General features: G+C 72.9%; 26 protein-coding genes and 2 tRNA genes. 13 read left to right on the top strand and 15 right to left on the bottom strand.

Going from position 1 to position 23869, the window contains the following annotated elements; all coding sequences use genetic code 11:
* Positions 1 to 241: 241 nt before the first annotated feature.
* Together HGB44_RS29160 and HGB44_RS29165 are read left to right on the top strand one after the other, a co-directional pair.
* Entirely contained in the window at positions 242 to 445 is a 204-nt protein-coding gene (locus tag HGB44_RS29160) for a cold-shock protein (RefSeq protein WP_061079964.1), read from the top strand.
* Between the two features lie 346 nt (positions 446 to 791).
* A complete protein-coding gene (locus HGB44_RS29165; protein WP_013155081.1) occupies positions 792 to 1100 on the top strand; it encodes a sec-independent translocase in 309 nt (102 codons plus the stop codon).
* A 51-nt stretch (positions 1101 to 1151) separates the two neighbouring features.
* Here HGB44_RS29165 and HGB44_RS29170 read toward each other — a convergent pair whose 3' ends face one another.
* Positions 1152 to 1754 carry a hypothetical protein gene (locus tag HGB44_RS29170; RefSeq protein WP_082768297.1) on the bottom strand — a complete coding sequence of 201 codons (603 nt, stop codon included), beginning with the start codon at positions 1752 to 1754 and terminating at the stop codon, positions 1152 to 1154.
* 1152 nt (positions 1755 to 2906) lie between these two features.
* Here HGB44_RS29170 and HGB44_RS29175 point away from each other — a divergent pair.
* Positions 2907 to 3632 (top strand): response regulator, encoded by a 726-nt coding sequence (locus tag HGB44_RS29175; RefSeq protein WP_061079965.1) that lies wholly within the window; start codon positions 2907 to 2909, stop codon positions 3630 to 3632.
* A 237-nt stretch (positions 3633 to 3869) separates the two neighbouring features.
* On the opposite strand, the gene HGB44_RS29180 is transcribed toward HGB44_RS29175, so the two are convergent.
* From HGB44_RS29180 to galU, 8 genes are all read right to left on the bottom strand, one after another.
* Positions 3870 to 4487, bottom strand: a complete 618-nt coding sequence (locus HGB44_RS29180) for a TetR/AcrR family transcriptional regulator (RefSeq protein ID WP_061079966.1) — start codon at positions 4485 to 4487, stop codon at positions 3870 to 3872.
* A 264-nt stretch (positions 4488 to 4751) separates the two neighbouring features.
* Positions 4752 to 4825: transfer RNA gene (locus HGB44_RS29185), tRNA-Ala, on the bottom strand.
* 109 nt (positions 4826 to 4934) lie between these two features.
* Entirely contained in the window at positions 4935 to 5582 is a 648-nt protein-coding gene (gene sepX / locus HGB44_RS29190) for a divisome protein SepX/GlpR (protein WP_061079967.1), read from the bottom strand.
* 395 nt (positions 5583 to 5977) lie between these two features.
* A complete protein-coding gene (locus HGB44_RS29195) occupies positions 5978 to 6697 on the bottom strand; it encodes a GNAT family N-acetyltransferase (protein WP_061079968.1) in 720 nt (239 codons plus the stop codon).
* A 250-nt stretch (positions 6698 to 6947) separates the two neighbouring features.
* A complete protein-coding gene (locus HGB44_RS29200) occupies positions 6948 to 7466 on the bottom strand; it encodes a MogA/MoaB family molybdenum cofactor biosynthesis protein (protein ID WP_082768298.1) in 519 nt (172 codons plus the stop codon).
* Entirely contained in the window at positions 7459 to 7968 is a 510-nt protein-coding gene (moaC, locus tag HGB44_RS29205; RefSeq protein WP_061079970.1) for a cyclic pyranopterin monophosphate synthase MoaC, read from the bottom strand. Before moaC ends, HGB44_RS29200 begins: the two co-directional genes overlap by 8 nt.
* Before the next feature lie 139 nt (positions 7969 to 8107).
* Positions 8108 to 9340: a molybdotransferase-like divisome protein Glp gene (gene glp / locus HGB44_RS29210; RefSeq protein WP_061079971.1), complete on the bottom strand. Its 1233-nt coding sequence runs from the start codon at positions 9338 to 9340 to the stop codon at positions 8108 to 8110.
* 138 nt (positions 9341 to 9478) lie between these two features.
* On the bottom strand, positions 9479 to 10417 hold the full coding sequence (galU, locus tag HGB44_RS29215; protein ID WP_061079972.1) for a UTP--glucose-1-phosphate uridylyltransferase GalU: 939 nt from the start codon (positions 10415 to 10417) through the stop codon (positions 9479 to 9481).
* Positions 10418 to 10575: 158 nt separating this feature from the next.
* Between galU and HGB44_RS29220 the strand changes: the two genes are divergently transcribed.
* From HGB44_RS29220 to HGB44_RS29235, 4 genes are all read left to right on the top strand, one after another.
* Positions 10576 to 11274: a 5-formyltetrahydrofolate cyclo-ligase gene (locus HGB44_RS29220; RefSeq protein WP_233458955.1), complete on the top strand. Its 699-nt coding sequence runs from the start codon at positions 10576 to 10578 to the stop codon at positions 11272 to 11274.
* A gap of 205 nt (positions 11275 to 11479) precedes the next feature.
* Positions 11480 to 11857 (top strand): FmdB family zinc ribbon protein, encoded by a 378-nt coding sequence (locus tag HGB44_RS29225; RefSeq protein WP_061082925.1) that lies wholly within the window; start codon positions 11480 to 11482, stop codon positions 11855 to 11857.
* A gap of 258 nt (positions 11858 to 12115) precedes the next feature.
* A complete protein-coding gene (locus HGB44_RS29230) occupies positions 12116 to 12772 on the top strand; it encodes an SAF domain-containing protein (RefSeq protein ID WP_061082924.1) in 657 nt (218 codons plus the stop codon).
* 106 nt (positions 12773 to 12878) lie between these two features.
* A complete protein-coding gene (locus HGB44_RS29235; protein WP_061082923.1) occupies positions 12879 to 13286 on the top strand; it encodes an MscL family protein in 408 nt (135 codons plus the stop codon).
* A gap of 62 nt (positions 13287 to 13348) precedes the next feature.
* Here the strand turns inward: HGB44_RS29235 and HGB44_RS29240 are convergent, their stop codons facing one another.
* Positions 13349 to 14455, bottom strand: coding sequence for a M15 family metallopeptidase (locus HGB44_RS29240; protein WP_061082922.1), 1107 nt, complete (start codon positions 14453 to 14455; stop codon positions 13349 to 13351).
* 420 nt (positions 14456 to 14875) lie between these two features.
* Here HGB44_RS29240 and HGB44_RS29245 point away from each other — a divergent pair.
* A tRNA-Arg gene (locus HGB44_RS29245) sits at positions 14876 to 14948 on the top strand.
* A 158-nt stretch (positions 14949 to 15106) separates the two neighbouring features.
* On the opposite strand, the gene HGB44_RS29250 is transcribed toward HGB44_RS29245, so the two are convergent.
* Positions 15107 to 15709, bottom strand: coding sequence for a TetR/AcrR family transcriptional regulator (locus tag HGB44_RS29250; RefSeq protein WP_061082921.1), 603 nt, complete (start codon positions 15707 to 15709; stop codon positions 15107 to 15109).
* 136 nt (positions 15710 to 15845) lie between these two features.
* Between HGB44_RS29250 and HGB44_RS29255 the strand changes: the two genes are divergently transcribed.
* The 3 genes from HGB44_RS29255 (at position 15846) to HGB44_RS29265 (ending at position 18485) form a co-directional block, all read left to right on the top strand.
* Complete coding sequence (locus tag HGB44_RS29255; protein WP_061082920.1) at positions 15846 to 17087, top strand: FAD-dependent oxidoreductase; 1242 nt, start codon at positions 15846 to 15848, stop codon at positions 17085 to 17087.
* A 130-nt stretch (positions 17088 to 17217) separates the two neighbouring features.
* Positions 17218 to 18138: a Clp protease N-terminal domain-containing protein gene (locus tag HGB44_RS29260; protein ID WP_061082919.1), complete on the top strand. Its 921-nt coding sequence runs from the start codon at positions 17218 to 17220 to the stop codon at positions 18136 to 18138.
* 128 nt (positions 18139 to 18266) lie between these two features.
* Positions 18267 to 18485: a hypothetical protein gene (locus tag HGB44_RS29265; RefSeq protein WP_061082918.1), complete on the top strand. Its 219-nt coding sequence runs from the start codon at positions 18267 to 18269 to the stop codon at positions 18483 to 18485.
* Between the two features lie 36 nt (positions 18486 to 18521).
* Here HGB44_RS29265 and HGB44_RS29270 read toward each other — a convergent pair whose 3' ends face one another.
* The 4 genes from HGB44_RS29270 to HGB44_RS29285 form a co-directional block, all read right to left on the bottom strand.
* Positions 18522 to 19280 (bottom strand): class I SAM-dependent methyltransferase, encoded by a 759-nt coding sequence (locus HGB44_RS29270; protein WP_061082917.1) that lies wholly within the window; start codon positions 19278 to 19280, stop codon positions 18522 to 18524.
* Positions 19281 to 19372: 92 nt separating this feature from the next.
* The gene (locus HGB44_RS29275) at positions 19373 to 20614 is read right to left on the bottom strand and encodes a phospholipase D-like domain-containing protein (protein WP_061082916.1); all 1242 of its coding nucleotides are present in this window, start codon (positions 20612 to 20614) and stop codon (positions 19373 to 19375) included.
* A 142-nt stretch (positions 20615 to 20756) separates the two neighbouring features.
* Positions 20757 to 21554: a class I SAM-dependent methyltransferase gene (locus HGB44_RS29280; RefSeq protein WP_017563928.1), complete on the bottom strand. Its 798-nt coding sequence runs from the start codon at positions 21552 to 21554 to the stop codon at positions 20757 to 20759.
* Positions 21555 to 21696: 142 nt separating this feature from the next.
* Positions 21697 to 22287: a class I SAM-dependent methyltransferase gene (locus tag HGB44_RS29285; RefSeq protein WP_061082915.1), complete on the bottom strand. Its 591-nt coding sequence runs from the start codon at positions 22285 to 22287 to the stop codon at positions 21697 to 21699.
* Between the two features lie 59 nt (positions 22288 to 22346).
* Here HGB44_RS29285 and HGB44_RS29290 point away from each other — a divergent pair, with 59 nt between their 5' ends.
* Both HGB44_RS29290 and HGB44_RS29295 read left to right on the top strand, forming a co-directional pair.
* Positions 22347 to 22802 carry a MerR family transcriptional regulator gene (locus HGB44_RS29290; RefSeq protein ID WP_061082914.1) on the top strand — a complete coding sequence of 152 codons (456 nt, stop codon included), beginning with the start codon at positions 22347 to 22349 and terminating at the stop codon, positions 22800 to 22802.
* The gene (locus HGB44_RS29295) at positions 22799 to 23803 is read left to right on the top strand and encodes an STM4015 family protein (protein WP_061082913.1); all 1005 of its coding nucleotides are present in this window, start codon (positions 22799 to 22801) and stop codon (positions 23801 to 23803) included. Before HGB44_RS29290 ends, HGB44_RS29295 begins: the two co-directional genes overlap by 4 nt.
* Positions 23804 to 23869: the final 66 nt, after the last annotated feature.

Here is a 23869-nt window from a genome sequence, read left to right on the forward strand (position 1 = left end):
TTTCGAGTAGCCGAAACAGGACAGGGAAAGAGCGCGATTCCCGCGTGGAAAGCCTCGGCAGGGCGGCACCCTCCCTGGTAATGTCAGCGACTGGTTGCTGTTGTAGTTTCCATGGATGCCCGGGGCGCCTCGCGGAACTTCACGTGGGCGCTCGTCGATGCGGGATTCACCCGCCGGTCAGGCGCCCGGCGGCCCGGGGCCAGCAGGGTGCGGCCCCGCAGTAGTCCCCAAGGGAGAGCACATGGCTCAGGGCACCGTGAAGTGGTTCAACTCTGAGAAGGGTTTCGGGTTCATCGCCGTCGAGGGCGGCCAGCCCGACGTGTTCGTCCACTACTCGGCGATCACGGGCACCGGCTTCCGGAACCTGGAAGAGGACCAGAAGGTCACCTTCGACATCATCCAGGGCCCCAAGGGCCCGCAGGCCGCTGACGTCAGAGCGGTCTAGAGTCGTCCTTTCCACGCGGTCGGCGGAATCCACGGTCGCCCGACGGCACCGTCCGCGTCCGCGTTCCCTTACTTACCGGCACACCCGAGCAGCCGGGACCGGGTGTCGTCCAACGACCTTCCCGGCCCCGAACCGGGGCGCTCCGCCCGACGGCCCGGTACCGGGCCCCGGAGCCGGGCCCGACCCCGGATGACACCGGGAACGCCTGCGTCCAGCCCTCCGCTCGTCGAGCGGGGGGCTGGTCCGCGTCCACCCCTCCGGACGGCCGGGGCAGGGTTACCCAAGCCCACCGATACCGGTTAACCTGCTTGAAGCCGGTCGGTACACCGAAGGACTGAGGTCGCGCATGTTCAACATCAGCGGAGGAGAGTTCGTCGTCCTCCTCCTGCTCGCGCTGCTGATCTTCGGCCCGGACCAGCTTCCCAAGGCGGCCCAGCAGGTGGGCAGGGTGCTGCGCCAACTGCGGACGATGGCCAACTCCGCCTCCAACGACATCCGGGAGGGCCTCGGCCCGGAGTTCAAGGACTTCGACGTGCAGGACCTCAACCCCCGGCGCTTCGTGCAGAAGCACTTCTGGGAGGAAGAGGAGCAGGAGAGCAAGCCGGTGGCCCGGCTGAACGGCAAGCGCCCTCCCTTCGACGACGAGGCCACCTGACGCCGGCCCCGGCAGTGCCCCTCCCCCGCCCTCCGCTCCGGTCCCGCGGCCTCACCCCACGAGCATGAGCACGAACAGTGCCAGGCCCAGCAGGATCACCGAGCCGACGATGATCGCCGGGGATCCGAAGGCCAGGACCAGGACCTCCACCGCCAGCGCTCCGCCGAAGGCCCCGGCCAGCCAGGGCCAGCGCACGCCCGGCTCCCAGTCGTGACGGCGCTCGCGGTTGAGTGTGATCAGGAACGCGGCCCCGATGAGCAGCCAGAACACCAGGTGGGCGAGCGCGCGGGTCTGCGGATCGACGTAGTCGGCCATCCCGCCGACCACCATCACGTAGGTCGCCGTTCCCGCGAGCAGCCGCCAGTGCCCGCCGCCCCTGCGGGCGGGGATGACCTTGCGCCGGGCCGGAGTGGTGCGCCGGAAGCGCTCCGCCGCGACCGCGGGCTCCTCCTCCACCGGTTCGACCGTGGTCTCACGCGGCCCGGGAGGCGGGGGCTCCGGGGGCGGGGGCTCGTACCCCCCGACGGGTGCTGGTTCCTGCGGGGGCCGGGGGGCCTCCGCCAGGGGCACGGAGTCCTGCGGCGGGGTCGGGGGGTCCTGCGGCGGAAACTCCTCGGGGTGGTATCCGCCGGGGTACTTCGGGGAGTCGGACACGGTCCGCCCCTTCACGGTCGCGCGGTGGCCCCCTTTCGGGGCCGGTATCGGTGTCCGGATCCCTACCCGTTGCCGGGCCCGGTCAAATCACCGTTCCGGGGGCCTTCCGGCGGCGGTGCGGGCCGCGCGGGGACAGCGGGGACGAAGAAAGGACCCGACCGGTCCTCGGGGGTCCGGTCGGGTCCCTGTGCCGGGGTTCGGCGGAACCCTTTCGGCGGGCTGGTTACAGCCAGGCCCACCCGTTGTCACGGGCAGTAATAACGCGCGTGGTCATGGCATCTACCTTTCGTATGGCTTCCAGCCCATCCCAGAACCACGATGGCGTAGAGCGCTCTCCGTCCGCAAGACCCGCAGGCGAACGTTCATCATTTTATGACACGGACACCACCAAAGCCTGCCGGGACAGCGCCCAAATAACCGAATCCTGACCCGTTTCCGCAGTTCAGAAGGGATCCCATTACCTTTGGCAGAACACCCCCGGCTTGGCGGCCTGCCAAAACAGGACATCGACCAGGTCAAATCCACACCATGAATATAACGGAGAGCTACGGCGTTCCCATTTTCGGGGAACGAGAAATCGGGATATCCGGCGGTGAACCTGGGAGCGTTCCCATGGAACAACACGGGCTGTTACCAGGGAGAACTCATCGAACAGAATGTCGGAAAGCAGAGCTATGCCCAGCTTTGCACCATGACACCCGTTCTGTCTGATCGTGACTCTGTGTCATGCCTGGCTCTGCGCCATGGCGCCCTCGGTCCGGCCGCCCCCGGACTCGCCTCCGGGGAGGGAGCCCCCAGGGCGCCCGTTTCGGACATGAACAAAACCGAATATCTTACTTACCCCTTCACGGACACACATGCCGGTGGCCCCCTTCCGCGGTCCTCATCGCGGTGTCGTTCGCACCGTTTCCCGCGGGTGTGTCCCGGGTAGCGGGCGGTGGGTTCCTTCGTTACCACCCCGCTCACCGAGCGCACATGAGACAATGGGCAACCCCAGCAGGAGGTCTCCATGCGCATCTCTTTCCCCCGGTCGGCCCTTCTCCTCCCGGCCAGCGGTTGGACATGCCCGTACCGCGACCGCCTGGACAGATCCGGGGTGTCGGTGCACGAGAGCCCGCTTCCGCGGCGAGGGACGGGACGGGCCGGGAACCCATGAGCGCACACCCCCTCTTTCCCGCCCAGGCCCCCTACCCCGGGGAGCCCGCCGCTCCGGCCGCCCCGATCCGCGCCATGGTCGTGGACGACCACGCGCTGTTCCGCCGGGGTCTGGTGTCCGTCCTGGACGAAGAGCCCGACATCGACGTGGTCAGCGAGGCGAGTGACGGGGAGGAAGCCGTCCGCCTGGCCGCCGAACTGCGTCCGGACGTCGTCATCATGGACGTGATGATGCCGCACACCAGCGGCATCGACGCCTGCTCGCGCATCCGTGAGGCGGCACCGCACACCAGGTTCGTCATGCTGACCATGAGCGACGACGAGAGCGACCTCTTCGACGCGCTCAAGGCCGGGGCGACGGGTTACCTGCTCAAGGCCATCTCCGTGACAGAACTCGCGGAGGCGGTGCGCGCCATCGTCAAGGGCGACTCGTTCATCAACCCGGCGATGGCGACCAAGCTCATCGGGGAGTTCGCCGAGCTGGCCAAGCAGGAGAGCGCCCCGCCCAGCCGCGCGTCCATCCCCGAGCTGACCCGGCGCGAGACCGAGGTGCTCAAGCTGCTGGCCCGCTCCCTGAACAACCGGGAGATCGGGGAACGGCTGTTCATCACCGAGAACACCGTCAAGAACCACGTCCGCAAGATCCTGGAGAAGCTCCAGGTGCACTCGCGCACCGAGGCCGCCATCTACGCCGTCCGAGCCGAGTACGTCTCCGGGCGCTGAGGCCCGCGTCCCGCAGGAGCCGCGCCGGGAACGGCCCGCGGCGGCCGCCAGGCGGGCGCTGGAGCCCGTTGGGCGGCGGGCGCACCATGCGGGAGTCCCAGAAGCACCACGAGCCCCACAAGCACCAGGAGCGTCCGCGTGGACGCGTCCTGCGCGCGGAGGGTCCCGCGCGGACGGCGGGGAGGCACGACACCGCCAGGCGCGTTCCGCGCTCGGTCGGAGCCGAACGGGACGGGCCTACTCCCCCTCGGAGGGGCCCCGGGCGGCGGAGGGGCCGAAGAGCAGTCCGGCGCTGCGGCGGGTGACAGTGAGCAGGTCGGCGCCGCGGAACAGGTCCCCGAACCCCGAACCCTCAAGGTTGCCGGTGAGGGAGAGCGTGGCGATGCCGTGCACGACCGACCAGCCCGCGACCATGGCGGCGGCCGCGTCCCCGACCTCCCGGCCCTCCTCGGCCAGGGACTCCACACCGGCGCGGAGCTCGTCGAAGGCCGCCGTGCGCGCGGCGTTCAGCTCGGCGTCGTCCCCGCTCAGCAGGCTGGGAGTGAACATCACGTCGAAGTGCGCCGGATGGCCGGTCGCGAAGCGCACGTACTCCACGCCCGCCTCCAGGAAGCCCCCGCCGGACTCGCGGTTGGCCCGCAGCCGTGCGGCCAGCTCGCGGAAGCCCTCGGCGGCCAGGGCGTTGAGCACGCCCTCGCGGCTGCCGAAGTGGTGCCGGGGGGCGGTGTGGCTCACCCCGAGTTCGAGCGCCAACGAGCGCAGGCTGAAGGAGTGGGGCCCCTCCCTGGCGATGACCTCCGCCGCCTTCTCCAGGACGGCGGCCCTGAGGTTTCCGTGGTGGTATCCGTCTGCCATGACCCCGCACCCTACGACGACAAGTTTCCACTGTAAAGATTTTGCTGGCCGGCCCCGCGGCGAAGACGCGGAGTACGCTGGACGGGTACCGGCACCCCGCCACAGGGGATAGCCGCTTCGCCGGTGACACTCGGGGCTCCGGTCCGGAAACGACCGCCCGCCGCAGGGAACAGCAGCACCGCCTCCGGCCCGGAGCCCGCAGACCTCCCGGACACACGGCGAAGGCCCCGTCCCACGAGTGGGACGGGGCCTTGCTGTCTGCGGTGGAGCTATGGGGATTTGAACCCCAGACCCCCTCGATGCGAACGAGGTGCGCTACCGGACTGCGCCATAGCCCCGAAGACGAGATCCAGACTAGCAGGAAACCCGGAGTGGTCCGAACCGTGTCTTCCCGGGCCGGCTCCAGACCCGACCCGCCCCCCGCCCCGCTCGCGGTCCGGACCCGGGTCAGTCCCCGGCGGCACGCAGCCGGGCGTCCGCGTACTGGTCGTACACCTGGCTGCGCCGCTCCTTGAGGGCGATCACCTCGGCCTCGCGCTCGGCCTCGCGGCGTCGCTCGGCCTCGTCCCTGCGGGCGCGCTGGACCTCTCGGCGGCGGGCCCGCAGGACCGCCTCCCTGCGCTCGGCGTCGGCCTTGGCGGCCTCCCTGAGCAGGACCAGGTGTCCGGCGAACAGCAGCACCGGCGGAGCGGCCACCCACCAGGGCCCCAGTCCGAAGGCCACGGCCACGAGGGTGGCGGCGTTCACCAGGATCAGCGTCGTGGTGCGACGGCGGCGTCGGGCGATGACGCGGGCGCGCGGCCCGGACTCGGCGCGGTACCGCCCCGGGCGCGGCGCGTCCCCGCGGAGCCCGGGGGCGCCCGTCGGGGCGGTGGCGTAGTCGTCGCGGCTCAGGACCCGGGTCTCGGTGGCGTCCGGGTCCTCCGCACGCCCCTCGGCGTCATCCCCGGCCTCCCCGCCCTCGGTCCCCGCGGGTTCCCCGTCCTCCCGCTGGTCCTCGTGGAAGGTGTCCACGGGGTCCTTCCGCAGCAGCATCGGCACCAGGACTATGAGCCACACCACCACGATGGCCAGGTACAGAGGAGAGCTGCTCATCACCCCTCCTCACGATGACGGCCACTGGACGTTGATCGACACCTCGTCGACACCGCGCCGCGTGGTGCTCCCGGGGACGGAGACGTCCCGCCGGGGAACGCCGCCCCCGCCCCTCCCCGGGTCCGGGGAGTTTCCGGTGCGCCATATCCACGCGTTGCCCGCATCGTCAATGCGTCTATGTTCCGCACGGTACGACCCCGTGTCCATAAATGCGCCACATTCTGACCGGAGTGTCGCAAGATTGTGGACTCTCAGTTTCGGACGCCCTGACCCCGGGGGTGAAAGTGCAGGTCAGCCAACGACTGCGGAGCGCAGTCCCAATTCAACGCAAAGTAATGAATCAATGTCACTAAAGTCAGGTTTAAGTTCCGGATGCTTCTGTGATGTTGGCACGTTCAGTTCGGCCCCGGTGGTGGACTCGCCGGATCGTGCGGATCCCGGCCGCCGTTCGGGCCCTGTGGCCCCAAAGCGGAACCGGGGCCGGAACCGGGCTCCTCGGACGGTCCGGAAGACGATCCGTGGCGCCACCGGTACAGCAGCCCCCGGGGGACCTCCTCCGCGGTGATCGCGTAGCAGATGTGGTCGCGCCAGGCCCCGTCGATGTGCAGCTGTCTTATGCGCACGCCCTCGTCGCGAAAGCCCAGCTTGGCGACCACGCGTCTGCTCGCCCGGTTCTCGGGCCGGACGTTGGCCTCGATCCGGTGCAGCCCGACGCGGAAGAAGGAGTGGTCCACGGCCAGCGCGACCGCCGTCGGGGTGATGCCGAGCCCGGCGTGGGCGCTGTCGATCCAGTACCCGACCTGCGCCGACCTGGCCGAACCCCACACGATGGCCCCCACCGTGATCTGACCGACGAACCTGCCGTCGTAGAGGACCGCCCAGGGCATGGACAGGCCCTGCCTGGCCTCGTGGCGGATGGACTGGAGCATCGAGACGTAGGGGGCGAGCCCGGTGGTACGCAGCGGCATCTCCGGATAGGTGGGCTCCCAGGGGCGCAGCCACTCCTCGTTGCGCGAACGCGTGTCCCTGATCGCCGCGGCGTCGCGGAGCCGCAGTGGCCGGAGTACGACCGGTCCCTCCTGGAGGGTGACGGGCCACCCATGTCTGCGATTCACGACCGTCCCTTCGATGCCCTCGGCACCGTAGCCCAGCGGTGCGACACCGGACGCCGGGGCGTCGGGTTGCCGTCGCCGGTGACGGGCCCCAGTATTCCACTCCCTGGGACGCGGCACGGCTGTCGTCGCCCCAGCGGGCAAGAATCGGATGATTCCTAACTCCAATACTTCCGTACCGAAAACCGACCCTGCCCCAAGGAATTCTCAACGGCCGGAATGCCCGGGATGTGATTCCGGTCATTCTTCGGTGTCATTCGGAGCGGGCGTGGTCTCCTCCGCGCAGCTGGTCCACCGCGTGCCGCAGCACCGGCGCCAGCACCTCCATCCCGTCGGCGGCACCGCCCCGGGAGCCGGGCAGGTTGACCACGAGCATCCGGTGCCCCGCGCGCTCGGCGACCCCGGCCAGGCCGCGCGACAGGATCGCCGTGGGCACGCCCTTGTCCCGGCCCGCCGCACGCAGCGCCTCGGCGATCCCGGGGATCTCGTAGGACAGCAGCGCGCGCGTCGCCTCGGGCGTGTGGTCGTGCGGGGTCAGCCCGGTGCCCCCGGTGGTGACGACGGCGTCGAGCCGCTCGTCCAGGGCGCGGCCGATGGCCTGTGCCACCGGTTCGCCGTCGGGGACCACCCACGGCCCCACGACCGCGCAGCCGATTCCGCGCAGTCCCTCGGCGACGACCGGTCCGGAGCGGTCCGGGTAGACGCCCGCCGCCGCGCGGTTGGACGCCGTGACGACCGCGACGCGGATGACGGGGGGCCCGGCCTCAGTCACCACGCCTCCAGTGGCCCTTCCTGCCGCCGGTCTTCTCCTCGACGCGCACCCCGGTGACCTCGGCTCGGGGATCGATCGCCTTGACCATGTCCACCAGCCCGAGGGCGGCGGCCATGACGCAGGTGAGCGCCTCCATCTCCACGCCGGTGCGGTCGGCGGTGCGGACCGTGGCGCGGATGTCCACGCCCTCGTCCACGACGGTGAGGTCCACGTCCACGCCGTGCACGGCGATGGGGTGGCACAGGGGCACCAGGTCGGGGGTGCGCTTGGCCGCCTGGATCCCGGCGATCCGGGCCACGGCCAGGGCGTCGCCCTTGGGGACCTCTCCCCCGCGCAGGGCGGCGACGGCCTCGGAGCCGAGCAGCACCCGGCCCGACGCGGTGGCGCTACGCGCGCTCACCGCCTTCTGCGAGACGTCGACCATGCGCGCGGCGCCGGATCCGTCCAGGTGGGTGAACCCGGAGGGGTGGTCGGCCCCCTCACGCCGTGGGGTGTCGGTCATGGGTCCGCCAACTCCTCCGCTCGGAACGCGGGACGCGGCCGGGCGGCCGCGTCCGGGCGCGCCGGAGCGCGCCACCACGACGGTACGGCACTTTCGGACGCTCCCCGTCCACAGGTCCGCGGGTTCGGGCGGGCGCGGCTCAGGCCGGTTCGGGCAGGCGCACCACCTCGACGCGGCTGCCCGCGGCCAGCTCGGTCACCTCCTCGGGCACCACCACGAGCGCGTTGGCCCCGGCCAGGGCGGACAGCTGGTGCGAGCCCTGGTGCAGCGCCGGGGACACCGTGGACTCGGCGTCGCGTCCGTAGGGGGACTCCTCCAGCACCGCCCGCAGGAAGGAGCGGCGTCCGGGCGGGGAGGTGACCGGCGAGGTGAGCAGGGCGCGCATGCTCGGCAGCGGCCGGGGGTCGAGTCCGCGCAGGCGGCGCAGCGCGGGCCGGACGAAGACCTGGAAGGACACGAACGCGCTCACGGGGTTGCCGGGCAGCGTGACGATGGGGGTCCGGTCCGGGCCGATCACACCGAAGCCCTGGGGCTTGCCCGGCTGCATCGCCACCTGGGTGAACTCCACGGTGCCCTCGCGGGTGAGCACCTCCTTGACCACGTCGTGGGCGCCCATGCTCACCCCGCCCGTGGTCACCACGATGTCGGCGCGCACCAGCAGGTCCTCCAGCGTGTCGCGCACCGTCTGCGGGTGGTCGCCCACGAACCCGTGGCGGTGCACCTCGCACCCGGCGTCGCGCGCCGCGGCGGCGATCATGAAGCTGTTGGACTCCCAGATCTGGCCGGGGCCGAGCGGGCGCCCGGGCTCGACCAGCTCCTCGCCGGTGGAGAGCACCATCACACGGGGGCGGGCGTAGACGGGCACCGAGCGGCGCCCGACGGCCGCCAGGACGCCCATCTCCCCCGGACCGACGCGCACGCCGGGCCGCAGCACGGTGGCGCCCGCGATGACGTCGTCCCCGGCGCGGCGCACGGCGTTGCCCGCCTTCACCGGCCGGTCGAAGGTCACCCTGGCCGTGCCGCCGTCGGTCCACTCGACCGGGACCACCGCGTCGGCTCCCGAGGGCATGGGCGCGCCGGTCATGATCCGGGCCGACCTGCCCGGCAGGACCGCGGTCGGGGAGGGGTCGCCCGCCGGGATGTCGGCGACGACCGGCAGCCGCACGGGGTTGTCCGGCGAGGCCGACTCCAGGTCCGCGGCGCGCACCGCGTACCCGTCCATGGACGAGTTGTCGAAGCCCGGCAGCGACACGGGCGAGGTGACGGCCTCGGCCAGCACGGCGCCGTGTGCCTGGAGCAGGTCCAGCTCGGTCGGCACGGGATCGGGGATCAGTGCCAGGACATCGGCGACGTGCTGTTCGACGCTCTTCACGGGGGTTCCTCCCGGTTCGCGGTTCCTTTGGCGGCCCCGCCTCCCCTCCCTCAGGAGACGGCTCACACCCCATTCTCGCCGCGCCGGGCCCCATGTGCGGTGCGCCGGGCCCCGGTCGGGGCGCTCGGGCGTCCCCGATCAGGGGCGCTGGGCCTGCGCACGGTCGACGAAGTCGCGCAGCCAGGGCAGCAGTTCGTCGGCGAGGTCGGGGCGGCGGCAGGCGAAGTCCACGACCGTGCGGATGTAGTCGGCCTTGTTGCCGGTGTCGTAGCGGCGGCCGCGGAAGAGGACGCCGTGCACCGTGCCGCCGTCCTCGGGCTTGCGCCGGGCCAGCTCACGCAGGGCGTCGGTCAGCTGGATCTCACCGCCCCGGCCGGGCGGGGTCTCGTGCAGGACGGGGAAGACCGCCGGGTCGCAGACGTAGCGGCCGATGATCGCCCAGCGGCTCGGCGCCTGCTCGGGGGCGGGCTTCTCGACCAGGTCGGTGACGGTGACGACGTCGTCCTCGTCGGTGGGCTCGATGCCCGCGCACCCGTACAGGGACACCTGCTCGGGCTCCACCTCCATGAGGGCCACGACGCTGCCGCCGTGGCGCTCGCGCACCTCGATCATGCGGCGCAGCAGGTCGGCGGACTCGATGAGGTCGTCGCCCAGCAGGACCGCGAAGGGGTTGTCGCCCACGTGCGCCTCCGCGCACAGCACCGCGTGGCCCAGGCCGCGCGGCTCGCCCTGGCGGACGTAGTGCACCTGGGCGAGGTCGCTGGACTCGCGCACCGAGCGCAGCCGTGCGTCGTCGCCCTTGGCCTCCAGCGCCTCCTCCAGCTCGTAGGCCCGGTCGAAGTGGTCCTCGATGGAGCGCTTGCTGCGACCCGTGATCATCAGGACGTCCTGGAGGGAGGCGGCCACCGCCTCCTCCACGACGTACTGGATCGCGGGCTTGTCCACGATCGGCAGCATCTCCTTGGGCGTGGCCTTGGTCGCGGGCAGGAAACGCGTGCCCAGGCCCGCGGCGGGTACGACCGCCTTCGTGACGGACACGGAACCGGAGGGACGCTTCTGGTCGGTGGAGTCGTTCATGTCGGCACTTTAGGACAGCGGTCGGCCGTCTCCGCGTCTCCACACCCGGGAGGGCGCCAAGAAGTCCCGACGGTTTCGGGCTGCGGAGGGCGGACCGCCACCGCGTGTTCACCGCACGGGGCATCCGGCCGGGGCCGGGGCGGTGCCACACTGGGGCCATGGGTGAGAGCGAGCTGCGTGAGGCCAAGGCCGTGCTGCGGAGGGGTTTCCTGGAGCGGCGGCGCGCACGGGGCCCCGAGGAGCGCTCCCGGGCCGGGTCGGCGGTCCGCGACGCGCTGCTGGACGTCCCGTGGCTGGCCATGGGCGGAACGGTCGCCTGCTACTACTCCGTGGGCGGCGAGCCCGACACCCGCAAGCTGGTGGCGGCGCTGTGGAAGCGCGGCGCCTACGTGCTGCTGCCCGTGTTCCTGCCCGGCGGCGAGCTGGACTGGGCGGCCTTCGACGGGCCGGACTCCCTGGCCCCGGCCGGGCACGGGCTGCTGGAGCCCGTGGGCCACCGCTACGGGCCCGACGCGCCGGCCCGGGCCGACGCGGTGGTCTGCCCGGCCCTGGCCGTGGACCGCCGGGGAACGCGCCTGGGACGCGGCGCCGGGTGCTACGACCGCGCGCTGGCCCGCAAGGGCCCGCACACCCCGGCGATCGCCCTGGTCCACGACGAGGAGTTCGTGGAGTCGCTGCCCGCCGAGTCCCACGACCGGCCCGTGGACGCCGTGGTCACCCCGTCCGGCGGGGTGCGGGTCCTCGGCACGGGCGTGTGGCCGGGCGGACCGGCTGAGCGGGACCGGCTGGGCGGACCGGCTGAGCGGGACCGGCTGGGCGGACCGGCTGAGCGGGACCGGCTGGGCGGGCGGAGCTGAGCGGGACCGGCTGGACACCGAGGCGGGATTAACCCGAACACCGGGGGCGTTGTCGCTGGCGGTCGCGCTTCGGCGGCGCCCGGCGCCCGGCCGCGCGCACCCCCGCACCGGTGTCCTTGGGAGAGGCCCTGTCACGGCTCCGGTCGGCGAGCGCGTACTATTTAGCAGTCAACGGGCGAGAGTGCCAGCAAGGAGGACCCGAACAGTGCCTACGTACCAGTACGCGTGCACCGAGTGCGGCGCCCAGATGGAGGTCGTGCAGAGCTTCAGCGACGACGCGCTGACCGTCTGCCCCGAGTGCGAGGGCCGCCTGCGCAAGGTGTACTCCGCCGTGGGCATCGTCTTCAAGGGCTCCGGCTTCTACCGCACCGACAGCGGCAAGTCCTCCAACAGCTCCGTGCTGACCGGTTCGGGCTCCGGTGAGAGCAAGGACGGCGGGAACTCGGGCTCCGGCGACTCGGGCTCCACCGACTCCTCGTCCACCTCCTCGGACTCCAAGAGCTCCTCCTCGGACACCAGCAGCACCAGCGCCAGCGCCGCGAGCAAGGCCGGCAGCGCCAGCGCCACCGCCGCGACGGGCTGACCCGCCGGGCCGTTGACCGTCACCGCGCCGCCGACCCCTCGGCGGCGCGCGGCATGTCCGGCCCCGGGGCGGGGTCGCCGGGCGGACGCCCGCGGCGTCCCCTCCCGGGAGCGTCAGCGCTCGGACCCGGCGGGCGCGTCGGCGCGCTGACGGCCCTCCGCCTCCCCGTCCGGGAACGCTCGGACCCGGGACGCGTTCCGCGCGATCGGGCCTGTGGAAAACCTCCGAACGGCCCCTCCGCGACCTAGCGTTGAGGGTATGACCAACGCCGCGCCCCTCCCCTACCGGCACCGCCGCGCGCTCACCCGGCTCCTGGACCGGCACCGGCGCGTCGTCGCCGCCCTCCTGGCCGCCGCCGCGCTCCTCAGCGCCGTCCTGGCCGTACGCCCTCCGCCCGTGCCCACCTCCCGTGTCCTGGTCGCCTCCCGCGACCTCGGCGCGACGGACCCCCTCGCCGACGGCGACCTCACCGCCCGGGACCTGCCCGCCGACTCCGTGCCGGGCGGCGCGCTCGCGGCCGACACCGCGGCCGCCGGGCTCCGCCTCAACGCCCCGGTGCGCCGGGGGGAGGTGATCACCGACGCCCGGCTCGCCGACCCTCCCGCGCGGCCCTACGGTCCCGGCCTGGTCGCCGTCCCGGTGCGGGTGGCCGACCCCGGCGCGGTGGGCCTGCTCTCCCCCGGCAGCCGGGTGGACGTCCTCGCCGCCGGCGGGCGCGACGACCTCGCGCCCGCCCGCGCGGGCCCCGCCGTGGAGGTGGCCAGCGACCGCCCCGTCCTGTCCCTTCCGGAGGAGGGGTCCTCGGGCGGCGGGGAGGGCGGCGCGCTGATCGTCATCGCGGCCACGCCCGTCGAGGCCAGGAGCCTGGCGGGCCACGCGGCCGGTTCCCGGCTGTCCATCACCATCCGCGGTTGACCGGCGACCTCCGGTGGGCAAAGCTGTCCGGGCGCCGCGGGCTCCCGCCAGGGGAACCCCGCTGCGGCTCCCGTACGGACACCACGAGTATGTAGGGCTTGTATCCATGCAAGGCTTCAAGAAGTTCCTGCTCCAGGGCAACCTGGTGCAGCTGGCGGTCGCGGTCGTGATCGGCGCGGTCTTCGCCAACCTCATCACCGCGTTCACCGAGGGGTTCATCACCCCGCTGATCGGCATCTTCGGCGGGGTTCCCACCTTCGGGGACCTCTACTTCGAGATCAACGGGAGCCGGTTCCTGTACGGGGCGTTCGTCGACGCGCTGATCTCGTTCCTGATCACCGCGGCGATCCTGTACTTCTTCGTGGTACTGCCCGTCGCCAAGGTGGTGGAGCGCTTCGTCAAGGCCGAGGAGGCCACCACGCGCGAGTGCCCGCACTGCTGCACCGAGATCAGCAGGAAGGCGTCCCGCTGCGCCCACTGCACCAGCGAGGTGGTGCCCGAGACCGCCGCCTGAGGCGGCCGAACGCGTCGGGGGCGGCCCCGTGCGGGGCCGCCCCCGGGAGGGCGGGGCGAGGATCAGCCGGTGTACTCCCAGTGCCAGGGTTCGAAGGGACTGGACTTGGCCCAGGCCGGGTGGTGCCAGCCGAAGTCGGCGCCGTTGGCCTCCATCCAGAGCCAGCGGTCGGACCGGTAGTTCTGGATGCCGCAGCCGAGGTCGATCGCCTGTCCCAGGCCGTGGTTGCTCGTGCCGGGGACGGCCGCGAAGCCCGGCGCCACCTGGCCGTAGACGCGGTGCTGGTTGGGCAGGTCGCGGTAGGCGCTGGTGATGCACATGTTCTCGCCGTACTCGTCCACGTACCTGGCGTTGAGCTGGAGGAAGTCCACGGCCGCGTCGGCGCGCAGCTTCTTGTCGTCGTAGAGGTCGCACAGGGAGTTGGCCGGAAGCAGGCCGTTGGCCGCCCCCTGGGCGTTCACGGCCGCGTCCGGGTCGCAGTCCCCGGCGGCCATGTAGGCCTCCGGGTCGATGCCGCGGTCCTCCAGCTCCTGCACGAGCTCGTTCGTGGTCTGCTCGGACCGCTCTCGCAGGGCCTCGATGTCCGCGGCCAGCTCGACCTGCTCCAGCTGGGTGGTGGTCTGCAGCTCCTGCGCCTGGCTCGCCAGCTCGACCTGCTCCTCGCGCAGGTCGGTGGCGTCCTGGATGAGTGCCTGGTTGTCCTCGGAGATCTTCGCCGCGTAGGACTGGATCTGCAGGTCCTCGCTGAGGGATCCCGCCGCCAGGACGGCGAGCATGCCGCCGTCGGGCTGCTTGTACAGCGTGCTGGCCAGCTGGGCCAGCGGTTCGCGCATCTCGTTGAGTTCGAGTTCGGTCTGCTGGAGGTCGTAGATGGTCTGGACGAGCTCCGACTGGGCGTCCTCCAGCGCGTCCTGGCGGTCGACGAGGTCCTGGTTGGCCTCCTCCAGCTCCTGGGATGCGGTCTCGGCCCTCTCCCGGAACTCCTCCAGGCTCGCCTCGGCGGGTTCCAGCGCGCCGGTGTGCACCGGCGCCACGAGGAGCGCGGTGACGAGCGTGAGCGTCAGCGCCTGTGCGAAGCGGACCCGGTAGGACAGGGCGAAGGCGGTGAGCGCCCCGCCGCCACCCGGTACGCGGGACCTGCGCCGCGCCGCATCAGAAGTGAACGGCACGAATGATCCTCCGGCTGCTTTTCCTCGAACACCTACCCGTGGCCGCAAGGCAACGTACTACATGTCCACATGCGGCCACGCGAGATCGGTCCACCGGGCGGAGCGGGTCGCGGGCGGGTCCCTCCCCGCCCCGCCGCCCTCTGCTCCGGGCTTCGGTGAAACACCTGGTCACCGCCGGGCTGGTCGACGCCGAGCCCGGTCCCCCATCGCTATCGAGGGTACATATGCGGCCATAACACGACGTGCGTCATGAACAACGTCACACCGCACCAGGACAACCAATCGTAGGTCAGCGTACTCCGCCATGCACGCAGAGTCCCCCAACCGCCCCCTCCGGAGGCGGACCGACACCCCATCCACGTCCATCCTGGGTTAGGCTTGGTCCGGTGACGGGGTAGGACATACCTGCGTCAGACCCATGGCTCCGTAGCTCAGGGGATAGAGCACCGCTCTCCTAAAGCGGGTGCCGCAGGTTCGAATCCTGCCGGGGCCGCGTCCGTGAACTGGGGTTCCTCCTCCGGGAGGGGCCCCAGAACGCTTTCCGGGGCCCGTTCGGGTCGCGTTCCACCGCCGTGAGCACACGGCTTCGGTCACACAGCGGCCCGCGCACCCGTGAGGGCCCTTGGGGGCGGTCCGGCCATCCGCCGGCGGCTACCGGCGGTCGGCCTCCGCCGCGGAACCCGCGACCAGCGCGGCCACCGTCCGCCGGATCCTGTCGCGGACCACAGGCTCCTCCGCGCCGGTGAGCACGAGGTGGTGGACCGCGCCGACCACCGCCAGCGCCAGGGCCTCCGGGTCGGCGGTCCGGTGGAGGCGCCCCAGGCCCCGCTCGGCGCCGAGGTAGGCCGCGGCCGCGGTCTCGACCGCCTCCAGGCCGGCCGTGCGGTCGCCGAGGACCGCGCGGACGCGTCCGGCCAGCTCCGGCCGGGAGACCATGAGCCTGGCCAGTGCCAGGAGGACCGTCGGCGGAGTCGCCAGCACGGCCTCGGCCAGGTTGTCCGCGACCGTGCCCGTACCGGCGCGCCCCGGCAGGGCCGCGGCCCTGGCGCAGACCTGGAATCCCCGGTCGACGGCGTAGGCGGCCAGGAAGTCGTCGGTGTCCGCGAAGTGGGCGTACAGCAGCCCGGTGGCGACACCGGCCTCGCGTGTGACGGCCCGGCCGCTGAGCCCGACGGGCCCCTCCCTGACGATCACCCGCTCGACCGCGGAGAAGAGCCGCTGCCTGAGTTCGGGGATGGCGACACCACGTGGCATGCCAGGAATTCTAGGCCCTCGACCGGCCCCGGCGCGGTCGTCCGCCGCACACCGGGCCACCGGCTTGCGTTCGGTATGAACACGTGCTCATACTTGAGTGAACGCCTGCTCATACCAATGTGGTCCGGAGGTCGCGGTGACGAACGTCGAGGACGCTTCCCAGCGTGTCGGTGGCGGGTACGGCGGCCCGCCGCCGAGGCGGGCGGTGATCGTCGGCGCGGGCATCGCCGGTCTCGCCGCCGCGCTGCGGCTCCACCGGGCCGGTTGGGAGACGCTCGTGGTCGAGCGCGCCCCGGCCCGCCGCAGCGGCGGCTACATGGTGAACCTGGTCGGGTGGGGCTACGACGCCGCCGAGCGCCTCGGCCTCGTCCCCGCGCTGTCCGAGAGCGACCTCGGCCTGTTCTCCACGGTCCTGGTGAGAGCCGACGGCCGGCACAAGTTCGCCGTCCCTCCCGAGATCGCCAGGGCCGCCCTCGGCGACCGGGCGCTCACCGTGTTCCGGGAAAGCCTGGAGTCGGCGCTGTACGAGTCCGTTCGCGAGACCGCGGTTCTCCGTTTCGGCACCACCGCCCTGGACGTGGCCCAGGACTCCGGCGGCGTCCGGGTCGAGCTCAGCGACGGCACCACCGAGCGCGCCGACCTGCTCGTCGGCGCCGACGGGCTGCACTCGGGCGTCCGCACGGCCGTGTTCGGCCCCGAGGCGGACTTCCGCGTCGACCTGAACCACGTCGTGGGCGCGCTCCCGCTCGACCGGCTCCCCCCGGACGTGCCGGAGGGGACCGGCACCACGTTCATCGGTCCGGGGCGCACGGCGGCGGTCGTCAACCTCGGGCCGGGCCGGTCCTCGGCCTTCTTCACCTACCGCTGCGCGGACCCGGACGCCGAACTGGCGCGGGGCCCCGCCCAGGCGCTCACCGCCGCGTTCGGCGACCTCGGCGGGGGCGTGCCCGACGTGCTCCGCCAGCTCCACGCCGACCCGTCCGGCGCCTACTTCGACTCCGTCAGCCAGATCTCCATGGACGGGTGGAGCCGCGGCCGGGTCGTGCTGCTGGGCGACGCGGCCTGGTGCCCCTCCCTGTTCGCCGGGTACGGCGCGGCCCTCGCGCTCAGCGGCGCGGACCGGCTCGGCGACGCCCTGGAGCGGCACGGCGACGACGTCACCGGGGCCCTGGCGCGCTGGGAGGCGGGACTGCGCCCCGAGACCCGCAAGCGGCAGGCGCTCGCCCGCCGGGGGACGCGTCAGTACGCCCCCTCCAGCCGCGCGCACGTGTGGATGAACGACCTGGTGATCCGGGCCGTCCTGCTCCCGGGCGTCCGCGGACTCGTCCAGCGCGGCATCCGGCGCGCCAGCAGGCAGCACGCCGCGGCGGACGGGTGACGGAGGGCCGGGGCAGGCGGCTGGCGGCGGGACGCGCCCCCCGGCGTCTGGGAGACTGGCGCCGTCCGTTCCGCGGCGGCCCGCCCCCGACGGCGCCCGCCCCGGCCCCCTCCTCCGGAAGCAGGGACCCGTGTTCGAGAGGTTCACCACCAACGCGCGCCGGATCGTCGTGCGGGCCCAGGCCCAGGCCAAACGCCTGCGCCACGACACCATCGACACCGACCACGTCCTGATGGGCCTGGCGCTGGAGGTCCAGAGCACCGGAGGCCGCTGCCTGGCCGGACACGGCCTCGACGCCGAGGCGATCGAACGCGTCTCGCTGGCGCTGCGCCCCTCGGGCGCCGCCGAGCCGGAGGGACACGTCCCCTTCACCGGCAGCGCGAAGAAGGCCCTGGAGAACTCGCTGCGCGAGGCCCTCGCCCTGAAGCGCAACTACATCGGGACCGAGCACCTGCTGCTCGGGCTGATCCACGACCGCGAGTGCACCGCCGTCCGGATCCTGGCCGCCCTGGGCACCGACCCCGACGCGCTGCGCCGGACCACACTCGACGCGTCGGAGACGAACACCCCCTCCAGGAACATCGAGGGCGTGCTCGACCACCTCGGCGACACGGTGCGCACCGCCGTCGGCCTGGCGCGTTCGGAGGCCGTGGCGCACCGGCACGCCGAGATCGGCACCGAACACCTCCTGCTCGGCCTCCTCCACACCGGGCAGGACCGCGACGACGCCGTCCGGCTCATGCTCGAACACGGCGTCACCCTGCCCCTGGTCCTGCGCCGCGTCGACGAACTCGTCGGCCGCGGACGGGCGGAGGCGCCCGCGGACGGCGGGGGCCTGCCCTTCACCCCGTACGCCGGGCACGCCATGGAGCTGAGCCAGCGGGAGCGCCTCACACGGGCCCAGCACGAGGTCACCGCCGCACACGTCCTGACCGGGGTCCTCCGCGTGCCCGGGAGCACGGGCGCACGGATCCTGGCGGAGGCCGGGCTGGACGCCGACACGGCGCGCCAGCGGTTGTTCGGCGCCGCTCCGGAGCCGACCGGCCCGTGACCGGACCCCGTGCGTCCGCGTCTTCCCCGGTCAACGGTGCCGGTCCCCCCACGTGTCGCCATGACACCGGAGGGCGGCTCGTCCGATCATGGAGCGGGAGCAGGTACCTGACGGGGGAGGTCACACGGATGGCGCACACGGAGCACTTCCGGGACGAGCGGTCGGAGGAACCGGACAGGGCGCCCGTCCGGCAGCGGGGCGGCTCACCCGCCGCCATCGCCGGGGCGCTCCACCGCACCCCGCACCCCGGCCCCCAGCACTGGGGCGGGCCCCGGCCCCGCAAGACGGACCCGGACCCGTTCTTCCCCAACCGGCTGGGGCCGCCGCCCACACGCCGCCGCTCCTGAGCGGGTGTCCGGCGGCGGTGCCGACCGTGGGGGCGCCTAGCGCCGCGGCCGGAGCACGTAGCCGACGTAGCCGTACTCGTGGCCGTGCTCCCGGTACACCGCGACCTCGCGGCGCAGCTCGGCGGCGGCCGCCGCGGCGTGCGGGTCGGCCGGGTCGGTCAGCGCGGCCCGCGCCTCCAGCGGGGCGTAGTACGCCTCCCAGTCGCTCGCCGGGAGCAGGTACGTGGCCGTGACGGTGTATCCGGCGGCCGTCGCCGCCGCCACGTTCTCGGCCGTGGTGCTCAGCGGGTACAGGGCGTCCCAGTAGGCCCGGGCCCCGGCCGACGGCTCGTCCGTGGTCCACCCGCACTCGGTGACCACCAGCGCCCCCTCGGGGGAGAGCAGGCGGCGCCACGAGGCGAGCGCGTGCGCGAACCCGACGTTGTAGGCGGCGCCCTCGCTCCACAGCAGGTCGAAGGACCCGTCGGCGAGGTCGTCCAGGTCGTCCATGGAGCCCGTCCGCGTGGTGACGCGGTCCGCGGCGCCCGCGGCCTCGGCGGCGGCCGCGAGGTCGGCCAGGAACGGCGGGTACAGGTCCACCGCGGTGATCCGCGCCCCCTCCAGTTCCCTCACCAGGACCAGCGAGGCCGCTCCGGTGCCGCTGCCCAGGTCCAGCACCCGCGGGCCCCGCGGCAGGGGGGACGCCAGGGAGAGCAGGAGGCGGGTGGTGGCGCGCGACCCGGGCCCCTGCCGCTCCTGCCCCTCGTGCAGGGCCAGTGCGGCCTTCAGGGACGGGTCGTCGAAGTCGGGTGCCATGCTCGCTCCGGTGCGCTGGAGGACGGTTGCACCGGCGAACGTACCAGTTCGGCGCGGGCCTCCCGGGGGAGGCGGCTCCCTCCCCCCACCCCTCACAGGAAGGGCCGCCAGGGGGCCAGCACGGCCTCGCCGAACTTGGCGTACCAGGGGCGGTCCCGCCACTCGCACTCGGTCAGCTCGCGGGCGTTGGTGAGGTCGTTGGCGAAGACCTCCTCCAGGTGCCCGGCCACGCCCTCGTCGAAGATCTCCACGTTGATCTCGTAGTTGCCCGTCAGGCTCAGCCGGTCCACGTTGGCGGTGCCGATCGTGGACCAGCGTCCGTCCACCGTCGCCGTCTTGGCGTGCACCATGGCGTTGCGGTACAGCCACAGGCGCACGCCGCCGCGCAGCAGCACCGAGTACTGGCTGCGGGAGATCCAGTCCGCGACGACGTGGTTGGACTCCTCCGGCACGAGGATGTTGACGTCCACGCCGCGCTCGACCGCGTCGACCAGGGCGTTCTGGAACTCCCGGTCGGGCATGAAGTAGGCCTGGGTGAACAGCACCCGCTCCTTGGCCCGGTCGATGGCCTCCAGGAACATCGCCCGGATGGGGTAGATGAGCATCTCGGGCACGTTGCGGTGCACGCGGAAGTGCGCGTCCCAGTCGGGGTCGCCGAAGTTCTCCAGCTCGGGCTGGCGGGGCCTGCGGTTCATGTTCCAGAAGTCGCTGAAGGCGTTCTCCAGCTCCCACACCGCCGGGCCGGTCACGCGCATGTGGGTGTCGCGCCAGTCGGTGGCGTAGAGCGAGCCCACGTTGTACCCGCCGACGAAGCCCACCTCGCCGTCGACGGTGAGGATCTTGCGGTGGTCGCGGCCGGACTTGCGGATGTTCAGCAGCAGCACGCCGGGGCGCAGGAGCGGGTACTCCAGCACGCGGACGTTGGGCGGGAAGCGGAAGAAGGAGCGGGGCACCACCAGGTTCGCGAAGCCGTCGTAGACGACGTACACCTCGACGCCCCGGTCGGCCGCCTCGATGAGCGCGCGCTTGAACCGCTGGCCCACCCGGTCGTCCTTGATGATGTAGGACTCGAACAGGACGCGGCGCCGGGCCCCCCGGATCGCCGCGATCATGTCCTCGAACAGGTCCTCGCCGTAGGTGTACACGGTGGCCGTGGTCCCGGTGTCGCCCACCGGCAGCTCGGCGGGCGCCGTGCGGGGGAAGAAGGCCCGGCGCGGCCGCACCTTCCTGCGCCAGTGGTTGACCCCCATGAGGGTCGCGGCCACGGCGACCTGGGTGGTCACCAGTCCGACGAGCCCCCACTTGGCCACCGAGGTGATGGTGGAGCGTCGCACAGTCGCCTCCCGGGCAGGGACCTCCGCGGTGCCGGGCCCGGCCGCGGACGCCCCTGGTACAAAGTGGACGTCAACCGTATCCCGGGGCACCGGCGGACGGCGGCGCGTCCGCCCCGTGCCCCCGTGACACAGGATTCTCCCCCTACCCCCGTTCCCGGCGTCGGAACGCCACCAGCTCCGTGGTCGGGCTCTCACTGCGGCCCCGGACCAGGCGCCGCTCCAGCGGGTACAGCGCCGCGCCCGCGAGCCACCCGGTCGGCGCGGTGAGGGTGGCCGCGCGCAGGGCCCCGCCCCACGCCTTGCGCCAAGGCGCGGGGGCGTCCACCTGGGCGTTCATGAGCATGAGCATGGGCACCCGGCGGACCAGGTCGAACCCGGCCCGGTCCGCGGTGTCCGTGATCCACTCCAGGGTGCGGTTGACCTGGTGTTCGCCGCGCTGCTCGGGACGGCGGAGGCAGTTCTCGGAGACCACGAGGAGGCCGCCGGGGCGCAGCACCCGGGCGAACTCGCCGACGGCCCGGGTGTAGCGCTCGTCGTCGGTGATGTGGAAGAGCACGTCCATACAGGACAGCGCGTCGAAGGAGTCGTCGTCGAAGGCGTCGAGGTCGGCGGCGTCCTGGCGGACGAACCGGTGGTCGGGGAACCTGCCGCGCAGGCGCTGGACGGCCGCGTCGGTCATGTCGCACCCGGTGACGTCACCGACGCCCATGCGCCCCCACAGGCGCACGTAGAATCCGGTGCCGCTGCCCACGTCGAGGACGCTGGCGCCGGACCGGCCGGGGGTCAGCCGGGCGGCCTCGCGCAGGAACACCTCCTCGCGCACCTTGTACATCCACGTGTTGAAGGGGCGGCCCAGGGCCCGGTAGCCGACGCCGCTCTCGGTCCAGTCGCCTTCGAGGCGGCGTTCCCAGAAGTCTCGCAGTTCGCTGTGCGTAGCCATGGGACCACTGTCACACCGCGCCCGCGGGAAGTCCCGCCGCAGCGCCGCAACGGCCCCGGAGAGCCGCGTGCGCCCGGTTTTCGGACATCCCGGTGCCCTCAAGGCGAAGGGCCGGATCTCGCGGACCCCGCCCGTCCGCGGCTCAGGGGACGCGGTGGGCGACCACGCGCTCCACGAACCCCAGCGCGGTCCGGTCGTGGTGGTCGACCGCGAACCCCGCGTCGACGGCCACGTGCCGGGGCAGCCGCCGGGGCCGGTCCTTGCGGGCCTCCCGCACGCGCAGGGGCCACCGGGTGTACTCGACGTGGTCGACCAGCAGCAGGAGCCCGCCCGGCCGCAGGACGCGGTGCATCTCGGACAGGGCGCGGTACTGGTCGGGGATGGTGCACAGGGCGAGCGCGCACAGGACGGTGTCGAACTCCCCGTCGCCGAAGGGCAGGTCCTGCGCGTCGCCCTCGCACAGGGTGAGGCGTCCGTCCAGTCCGGCGGCCCGTTCCCGGGCCCTGGCCAGCATGCCGGGGCTCAGGTCCACGCCGGTGACCTCCACCCCGTCCCGGTAGTACGGCAGGTTCTGGCCGGTGCCCACGGCGACCTCCAGAACCCGGCCGCGCGCCCTGGCGCACAGCCGGGCGCGGGTGCGGCCGAGCACGGCCCGCTGCACTCCCGCGGCGCGGTCGTAGCCCCGCGCCATCCGGTCCCACTCGCTACGCACCCGCTCGGTCCGCTCGTCCACGGTGTCCTCCCTCGACCCGGTTCCTTGACCGGAGTCCCAGTGTGGAAGTTAATGTCCACATGAAGTCAAGCGAGTCGGAGCTGTCCATCGGCGAACTGGCCGAACCCTTCGGGCTGGCCACCCACGTGCTGCGGCACTGGGAGTCGGTCGGCGTCCTGGAACCGTCCCGCCGTGTGGGGGGCCAGCGCCGGTACACGCCGGAGCAGCGCCTCCGGGTCGGGCTGGTGCTGCGCGCCCAGGAGGCCGGGTTCAGCCTGGAGCAGATCCGGGAGCTGTTCGGCGCCGAGGACGGGGCGGCGCGGCGCGACCGCCTGGCCGAGCACCTGGCGCGGTTGGACGAGCGCGTGGCCCGGCTGCGGGCGGTCCGCGACATGGTGGCGCACACGCTCTCCTGCGAGTCGCCGGACATCCTGGAGTGCCCGAGCATGAGGGCGGTGCTGGTGGAGACCTCGGTGTCGGAGTGTGCTGCTATGCATGGCCGCACACACCCTCCGAACCTCCGGGAGACCCCTTGACCCTCCACGAACACCTGAGCGAGTTCGCCGGACTGCCCGTCGCGAGCTACCAGGAGGCCCGCCTTCTGGAACGGCACGGGGAGACCGTCCCGCCCGGCGCCCGGTCCCCGGAACGGGACGGCCTCGCCGACCCCGGGTCGGTGGCCTGGCAGCTGACCCGGTACGGGGACGACCTCCCGGGGGACCCCCGGGAGTACCTGGAGGGTTTCCTGGAGTTCGCCGGCGCCCCGGCCTCGGTCCGCGCCCTCGTGGTCGGCAACCTGGTGGACGGCTTCGAGGTGGAGTCCTCCGACGCCGTCCGCGACGCCCTCGCGGAGGCGGCACCGCGCCTGCCCGGCCTGCGCTCCCTCTTCTACGCGGACCTGATCTGCGACGAGTGCGAGGCGTCGTGGATCAGGCACGGGGACCTGTCCCCGCTGGTGACCGCCCTCCCCGGGCTGACCCGGTTCGCGGTGCGCGGCACCACCCGCCTGAGCCTGAAGGCGCTGGAGCACGACGGGCTGCGCCGTCTCACCCTCCAGGGCGGGGGACTGCCCGGACGGCTCGCCCGCGAGGTCGTCGCCGCCCGGCTCCCCGCCCTGGAGCACCTGGAGCTGTGGCTGGGCGTGGAGGCCTACGGCGGCGACACCACGGTGCAGGACCTCGCGCCGGTACTGTCCGGCGAGGCCTTCCCCGGGCTGAGGACGCTGGGCCTGCGCAACGCCGAGCACACGGGCGCCTGGGTGCGGGTCCTCGCCGAGGCCCCCGTCACCTCCCGCCTGCACACCCTGGACCTGTCCCTGGGGACCCTGCGCGACGAGGACGTCCCGGTCCTGCTGGAGTCGCCCGTGTTCCGCGGGCTCGGGAAGCTGGACCTGCACCACCACTACCTGTCCGAGGAGGCGGAGAAGGAGGTGCGCGCGGCGTTCGCCGGAGCCGGGGTGGAGGTCGACCTGTCCGAACGCGAGGAGCCCGACGACTGGGACGGCGAGGCCGAGTACTACCCGGCGGTCTCGGAGTAGTCCCGGCGACCGCCGCCCCGGCGCCGCCCGCCCGGGCACGGGCGGCCCGGTGTGTCGGAGCGCGCT

The sequence above is a fragment of the Nocardiopsis alborubida genome (assembly GCF_012396365.1).
GTDB lineage: Bacteria > Actinomycetota > Actinomycetes > Streptosporangiales > Streptosporangiaceae > Nocardiopsis > Nocardiopsis alborubida.